Annotated in this window: 2 protein-coding genes; both read left to right on the forward strand. The window is 35.3% G+C overall.

Annotated elements, in window-relative coordinates:
• Window positions 1-50 precede the first annotated feature (50 nt).
• On the forward strand, window positions 51-1,346 hold the full coding sequence (gene gcvPA / locus AOG55_RS03100) for an aminomethyl-transferring glycine dehydrogenase subunit GcvPA (protein WP_048101553.1): 1,296 nt from the start codon (window positions 51-53) through the stop codon (window positions 1,344-1,346).
• Between the two features lies 1 nt (window position 1,347).
• Entirely contained in the window at window positions 1,348-2,760 is a 1,413-nt protein-coding gene (gene gcvPB, locus AOG55_RS03105) for an aminomethyl-transferring glycine dehydrogenase subunit GcvPB (protein WP_055040872.1), read from the forward strand.
• Window positions 2,761-2,774: the final 14 nt, after the last annotated feature.

Genomic DNA, 2,774 nt, shown 5'->3' on the forward strand with positions numbered 1-2,774 from the left:
ATTTTCATTTTTATAAAATATTTAAATAAAGGTAATATATTTCCATTCAAATGGAAGATCTTGATTCTATGCTTAATGCACTTGGAATAAAAAGTATTGATGAGCTATTTTTGGATATACCGGAGGATCTAAAAGTTAATATGAAGCTTGGTGAACCATTAAGTGAATATGACCTTATAAATAAAATAAAAAAAATTGGGGATAAAAATAAAAGAAATCATCTTATGTTTTTAGGCAATGGCATATATGATAGGTACATACCACACCTTGTTGATGAAATCATATCCAGAAATGAATTTTTAACATCATATACACCTTACCAGCCAGAAATATCACAGGGAATGCTAACAGCATTGTTTGAATACCAAAGCATTATTTCAGATTTAACAGAAATGGATGTCACAAACTCCTCAATGTATGACGGCTACACCGCACTGGGAGAGGCGGTAAGGATGGCATACAGAATAAATGGGAAAAATGAAATTTTAATTCCAGAAAACATTTATAAATCAAAATTAAGCATATTAAATAATTATTCCTATGGACTTAATATAAAATACGTCAAATATGGTTTTGATAGGGACACAGGGTTGGTTGATCTTAATGATATTCAATCAAAAGTCAATGAAAATACATGCGCAATAATAACAGAAAATCCAAACTCCTATGGGCTTATTGATGAAAATGTATTAAGCATAAATGAGGTTAAAAAGAATTCATTGATTATTTCTTATTATGACCCGATATCCCTTGGAATAATTAAACCACCCGGTGAGTATGGGGCGGATATTGCAGTGGCTGAGGGACAGCAGCTTGGCATACACATGAATGCTGGCGGCCCGCTTCTTGGGTTATTTTCATTCAAAAGGGAATATGTCCACAAATCTCCAGGAAGACTAATAGGTGAGGGGGTTGATAAAAATGGCCGCAGGGCATTTGTCATGACATTACAGGCAAGGGAGCAGCATATAAGGCGCGCCAGAGCCATGAGCAATATATGCTCAAATCAGGCACTAATGGCTGTTGCGGCAACAGCATACCTGTCAATACTGGGTTCTTCTGGACTCAGAAAGATTGCCTCAATAACTGTTAATAAGGCAGAAAGGCTTAAATCTGCACTTAAATCCCATGGCATACAAACTGTTTTTAATGGCATTAATTTCTCCGATGTACTCTTTCATTATGGTAATTACAAAAAAATTGCCGAAAATGGGATATCAGGTGGGTTAAGGCTTTCTGATCTCACAAACATAGATTATTATGATGATGCAGTGTTTTTCTCTGTTACAGAAAAAACAGAGGATGAATCCATAAATGAACTTGCCAGAATACTTGGTGATGATTAAAATGTACAGACAGGCACATTATGATGAGGATTTTTTAATAGATTATAATACCGGTAATGACTATTATTTAAATGATTGCAATGCAAATATTCCGGATAAATTAAAAAGGAACAATCTCAGGCTTCCGGATATAAGAAGCTCTGATGTATCAAGGCATTTTACCAAGCTTTCAGAAATGAATTACAGTGTTGATATAGGTACATATCCACTTGGATCATGCACAATGAAATATAATCCAAAGTATAATGATTATATAGCAGGGATTGAAAATTTCACAGAGATGCACCCCCTTGATAATGAAAAAAATATGCAGGGTACACTTGAAATAATGTATGGCCTTCAGGAATATCTTAAAAAGATATCGGGCATGGATTATGTTTCACTGCAGCCATCTGCCGGAGCGCATGGGGAATTTACTGGAATATTAATTGTAAGAAAATATTTTGAGATTAAGGGTGAAATAGGAAAAAGGACTGATATCATCATACCGGATTCCGCCCACGGAACAAATCCTGCATCCGCCACCATGGCAGGTTTTAATGTTATAGAAATCCCATCTGATGATAATGGGTTAATAGATTTGCATGCCCTTGAATCTGTTGTTTCTGATAAAACAGCGGCCTTCATGATAACAAATCCAAATACCCTTGGGATCTTTGATGATAACATAATAAAGATTTCTGAAATACTGCACCGCCATGGAGCAATGCTGTACTATGATGGTGCCAATTTTAATGCAATACTGGGGATAACAACACCAGGAATTATGGGGTTTGATATTGTTCATTTTAATCTTCATAAAACATTTGCAACACCGCATGGGGGTGGCGGCCCTGGTGCAGGCCCTGTTGCCGTCAGGGCTTACCTAAAAGATTTTCTTCCTGTACCGGTAATTGAGAAAAATGAGAATTATTATTATATGAACTATAATTTAAGGCACACAATCGGCAAAATATCATCCTATTATGGCTCTTTTTCAATTCTGTTACGCGCATATTCATACATTTTAAAAAACGGGGATAACCTGAAGATAAATACACAGAGGGCTGTATTAAATGCAAATTATATGGCAAATCAGCTGTCAGGGTTTTATAAAATACCATACAAAAAACTTAAAAAACACGAGTTTGTGCTTTCAACAGATGGTACAGGCAAAAAGGCGCTGGATATATCCAAATATATCCTTGATTTTGGTGTTCATTCACCAACAACATATTTTCCATTAATTGTTAAGGAGGCAATGATGATAGAGCCAACAGAAACAGCCACAAAAAAGGATATAGATTTTTATGTTTCTGTTATGAAAAAAGCACTTGATGCATCTGATGACGAATTAAGGGCAGCACCATTAAATACCTCTGTTTCAAGAATCGACGAGGTTGCTGCAGCCAGAAATTTAAAACTTAAATGGTAAATTTTTAATAAAAA

It is taken from the genome of Acidiplasma cupricumulans (genome assembly GCF_001402935.1).
Classification (GTDB): Archaea; Thermoplasmatota; Thermoplasmata; order Thermoplasmatales; family Thermoplasmataceae; genus Acidiplasma; species Acidiplasma aeolicum.